This is a genomic window from Flavobacterium sp. UGB4466, from assembly GCF_903469665.1.
Lineage (GTDB): Bacteria > Bacteroidota > Bacteroidia > Flavobacteriales > Flavobacteriaceae > Flavobacterium > Flavobacterium lipolyticum.
Map to the genome: position 1 here is coordinate 1 of NZ_CAGKLC010000183.1, position 4,990 is coordinate 4,990.

The window sequence follows — 4,990 nt, forward strand, 5'->3', positions numbered from 1 at the left end:
TTTTGGTTTATAAAATGGCATAAACAACTCGCGTTGTCTACGCCATTTACTAACCAAACTTAAATTCTTTTAATTCTTTGATTATTTTTTTTAGAAATTTGGAGCGTTAACATCCCACCAAAGTCTGGTTCCTCCGTTATCCGGACCACCTAACTTAGCTACACCAGTTGCTACACCTTCTTTATTATTTAGTACTTCATTTGAAGTAAAGTTGATTCTTCTGGCTCCAAGTGCGGTAGAAATTTTTCCTCCACTATTGTTTACCACTACAGGGAATAATTTTGGATATCCTGTTCTTCTGTAATCAGACCAAGCCTCTTGTCCTTCCGGGAAACCTGCAATCCATTTTTGAGTAATAATTCTTTGCAATTTCACCTCATTTGTAGCTGCATCATCCCAGGCAATAGTAATATTGTTTACCGGAGCTGAATTGTTTACAGCAGCAACAGGATCAACATAGGCTACAGGCAAACTAGTATTATCCGTTAAATATTTAGCAATACCAGAAGCTTCTCTTTGGTCAAATGACGCTCCAATACCTGCCTCGTATAATGATTTAGCATCACCTCCCATATTCCAACCTCTTAAAGCTCCTTCTGCTCTTAAGAAATAGGCTTCAGCGGTAGTAACTAAATAAATGGTTTTAGATCTAACCACTTCTCCAATACCTGAAAAACGCTCACGGTCTCCTTTTCCTCCAATGGCTATACCTGTACGAATTCCTTTATACTGACCCGTAAATTGAGCTGATTTATCAAAGTAAATTGGCATTCTAGGGTCGTTGTATCCTTTTAATATAGACTCCATATCAGCAGACATTCTAATGTCTAACCATGAACCACTAATGGTAGCAATAGGGTTTGTAAAAGTTGGAGATACAATTCTAAACGCATCTTTTTTAGCTGTGAATACTCCGAATTTTTGTGCTACCGCTTTTTCAGCCTGAGCTTTTGCTAAAGCAGGTTTTACTTTTACGATACGCATCGCTAATCTCAAACGCAAAGTGTTGGCAAATTTTACCCAAGAAGCATAGTTACCTTCATAACCAGATAAATCCGCATCTTTAAATACAAAAGGCTCTCCGGCATCTGCTCTTTTTGTTAATTCATCTACAGCAAAATCCAACTCGCTAAACATTTGGTTGTATACTTCTTCCTGAGAATCATAAGCAATTGGCGCATTTTTACCGTATTGAGAATAGATGATAGGACCAAAGATGTCCGTAACACGGTGCATTCCTTCTACTTTCAAGATAAGAGAAAGTGCATAAAAATGATCAAATTTCCCTTTAGTTTTGTTTGCAATATCATATGCATTAAACATAACAGTAGGATAAGCATTTGTCCAAATAGCATTGTTCCATCCGTCAATTAAGTCATAAGTTGTATTGTTACTTCCTCCTCTAAAAGGAGTTGGAGTGGCCATATAACCGGACCAAATATCTGCATTTAGATTCTGTTGTAATTGATACTGAGATTCAAGCTGATCTCCTAACACCTGAATGTTGTTAAACATTGGAGCAAATCCTTTTTTGATGTCGTTAAAATCATCTTTTAACTGCTCATTACTAAAACCATTTGGATTGGTGTTAATCTCATCAAAATTACCTGTACAACCTACCGTAGCAAGTATCGACATACAGATAGCTGTTTTTTTAATATTATTTAGTTTCATTTTTTTTAATTTAGAAAGTTACATTTAAATTAAGACCAATACTTCTGGTAGAAGGTAAACCATAGATATCAATACCTTGCAATCCTTCTCCTGTACTTAATGCAATGTTTGGATCAAATGGAGCGTCTTTGTATATAAAGAATAAATTTCTGGCAATTAATGAAATAGAAGCTGTTTGAAAAACAGGAAGTTTTTTAGGGTTGAAAGTATATCCTACAGAGATCTCTCTTACACTTACATTTGTCGCTTTATAAACATATTCACCTGTAATTCCATCTCTACCACCAACTTTTTTATAATAATCCTCAGCTGGTATACTTGTTACTACCGTTCCGTCTGGTTTAATTGCATTTACTGGAACTCCTCCTGCGTTTCTGGCGTCACCTGTTGCTTTAGAAACTCCAAAGAAATCATTCTGAGCTTCAGTCATACTCATAACATTACCACCAAAACGTCCGTCAATTAAAACATTTGCAAAGAAAGCACCAACTTTGAAAGTGTTAGAGAAACCTAACATGAAATCAGGATTTGAATTACCTACTTCAGTAAAACCTTCAGTACCTTGAATTTTACCATCTTTATCTAATAAAATTCTACCCTGTGCATCTTTCAGAATGTTTTTCCCCATGATAACACCAAACGGTCTTCCTTCAATTAAAGAGTATTGGTAATTATTAACTCCAGGAACAGTCAAATTCACTATTCCTTTAGATGAAGCAGGAAGTTCTTTTACTGTATTTTTGTTTTGAGAAAAGTTCACAGATGAATCCCATGAGAATTTATCTCCTTTAACAATACCAGCATTTACTACAACTTCAAAACCTTTATTTTCGATACTTCCGGCATTAAATCCGTAAAATCTAACTCCCTCAGGGCTTCCGTCCGGCGCAGCAGATTGGAAGTATTGATTTTTTGTTGTTGAATTATAGTAAGAAAGCTCAATACCAAATCTGTTGTTCAGGAATCTCCACTCTGTACCAAATTCATACTCTGATTTCAACTCCGGTTTTAAAGTAGTTCCTCTTTGTAATCCAACCTGAGGTTGTGTACTATTATTACCCGGAACGTATAAATCTACAGGAGTAGTAACAAAAGCAGCAACATCATTACCCACCTGAGCGTAAGTTGCACGAACTTTTGCAAAACTAATTGACTCCGGCATTTTGAACATCTCGCTAAGGATACCTGTCAAACCTACAGAAGGGTAAAAATAGGATCCTTTATTCGTATTCACTAATGTAGAAGACCAGTCATTTCTAGCTGCAACATCTAAGAACAACATATCTTTGTACCCCAATGTAGTAGCTGCAAATACAGACTGTATTTCTCTTTTTGAGTCGATTGTCTGATAATTTCCTGTATTGTTTACAAAATTGTTAAGTGTAAACCAGTTTGTTATTTTTAATCCGGCACCAATTCCAGAATCTAAAATTGTTCTGTCATTCGTCATCGTATTTGTAATACTGGTACCAATATTAGCATTGAATGAAAAATCATCACTGAATTTTGTATTGATCGTAGCAATTAAATCTCCATAACGTTGCGTACTTACAGCATCATTACTAATGTATCTACCATTAGCGTGAGAAAGTGTTCCTTGAGTAGTAGCAAAAATTTTCTTTTCAAATCCACTGTCAACTCTGTTATAACTATATCTTGAAGCAATTGTTAACCATTCATTTGCTTTGTATGAAGCCGAAATTGCTCCGTTGAAGAAAGTGTTTGTGTCTTCAGATTTATTTCTGTTAATAGCCCAATATGGGTTTTGCATAATATCTCTGTTCGTCATCCAATTTTGAGCCATTAAATTTCTAGTCGGATTAAAAACTTCATAATTATTTTTATAAAAATTGAAATCATTTCCTCTTGGCATTAAATAAACTCCTGTAAGTGGATTAAAGTAAAGACCATTTACCGGTTTATTGGCAATTGATTGTGTAGTATAATTTCCGGTTACCCCCACTGTAAGTTTGTTATCAAAAAACTTTGCCGTTTGACGAATTCCAAAGTTATTTCTCTTAATTCCGTTACCTGGAATAATCCCCGATCCTGATGTATTAGCATAAGTCAATGCTGTAGAAGAATTTTCAGTTGCTGCAGAATATCCTACAGATGTAATTTGAGTAACTCCGGTTTGAAAGAAATCTTTAACATGATCTTTTATGTTTTGTTTCGCACCCCAAGACTCATCTTCCCCTGTTCTTGCAGCATAATCTTTTTGAAACTTTGGCAAATAAGCAGCCGATTCAAAAGTCGTTACAGACGAACCTGAAAAACTTGACTGTCCTACTTTTCCTTTTTTAGACGAAAGTAAAATTACTCCATTTGCTCCTTGCGATCCATATAATACAGAAGCTGCTGCTCCTTTAAGAACCGTCATACCATCGTAATCGTCCGGGTTAATTAAAGATACAACATCTCCACCATCACGGTTACCACCATTTAAACTACCAAAAGTATCATTTGGCTGACCTGAACCAGAGTTTAACATTGGAATACCATCAATAACATACAAAGGCTGATTGTTTGTTGCTGAAGAGCTACCACGAATATCTACTTTTGTAGAACCACCGGTACCGGCAGAACTTTTTGTTACAGCAACACCAGCAATTTTACCTGCAATTGTATTGATAACGTTCGCATCTCTTACACGTGTTAACTCTTCCCCTTTAAGTTCCTGAGCCGCATAAGTTAAAGATTTTCTTGTTTTCTTGATACCTAATGAAGTTACAACAACTTCTGTAAGTGCATTTGATGCCGCTTGTAGCATTTTAACATTAATTGTAGCAGCATCACCTACAACAATTGATTGTGTTTCAAGACCAACATAAGTAAAAACTAAAGTCTGTCCTTTTTGAACTTCAATCGAGTACACCCCGTCAAAATCGGAAGTAGTTCCCTTTTGACCTCCTTGTACTGCAACGGAAGCCCCTGGCAATGGCATTCCATCAGAATCTGTAATCACACCTTTAATGCTTTTTACCTGAGCAAGCGAAACCTGCGCCGTAAAAACAATCATAAAGATTAAGAAAATTTTTTTCATGTTAATTTATTTTGTTAGTTATAGGGTAAAATTATTCTTAAGGGATTGTTAAAAAAAATAATTTATACAAACAACATTAAATTTTAAACCAACGACATAAAACAATCAATAATATGCTATTCGAAAACGTTTTCTAGCCATTTTCTGGTAAAATTTTACAACAAAATAAATATTTACTACAAAAAAAATCACTTTTATTAAACAATCATTTAATAATCATTAACATCTTAAGGGCATTTATAGTTGAATTATTCTAACTATATACTGATATAC

General features: G+C 35.0%; 2 protein-coding genes. Both read right to left on the minus strand.

Translation table 11 applies throughout. From position 1 onward, the window contains the following. Window positions 1-90: 90 nt before the first annotated feature. Complete coding sequence (locus tag JO950_RS21235) at window positions 91-1,674, minus strand: RagB/SusD family nutrient uptake outer membrane protein (protein WP_202704433.1); 1,584 nt, start codon at window positions 1,672-1,674, stop codon at window positions 91-93. A 10-nt stretch (window positions 1,675-1,684) separates the two neighbouring features. Beyond that, window positions 1,685-4,717 carry a SusC/RagA family TonB-linked outer membrane protein gene (locus JO950_RS21240; protein ID WP_202704434.1) on the minus strand — a complete coding sequence of 1,011 codons (3,033 nt, stop codon included), beginning with the start codon at window positions 4,715-4,717 and terminating at the stop codon, window positions 1,685-1,687. Between the last annotated feature and the right edge of the window lie 273 nt (window positions 4,718-4,990).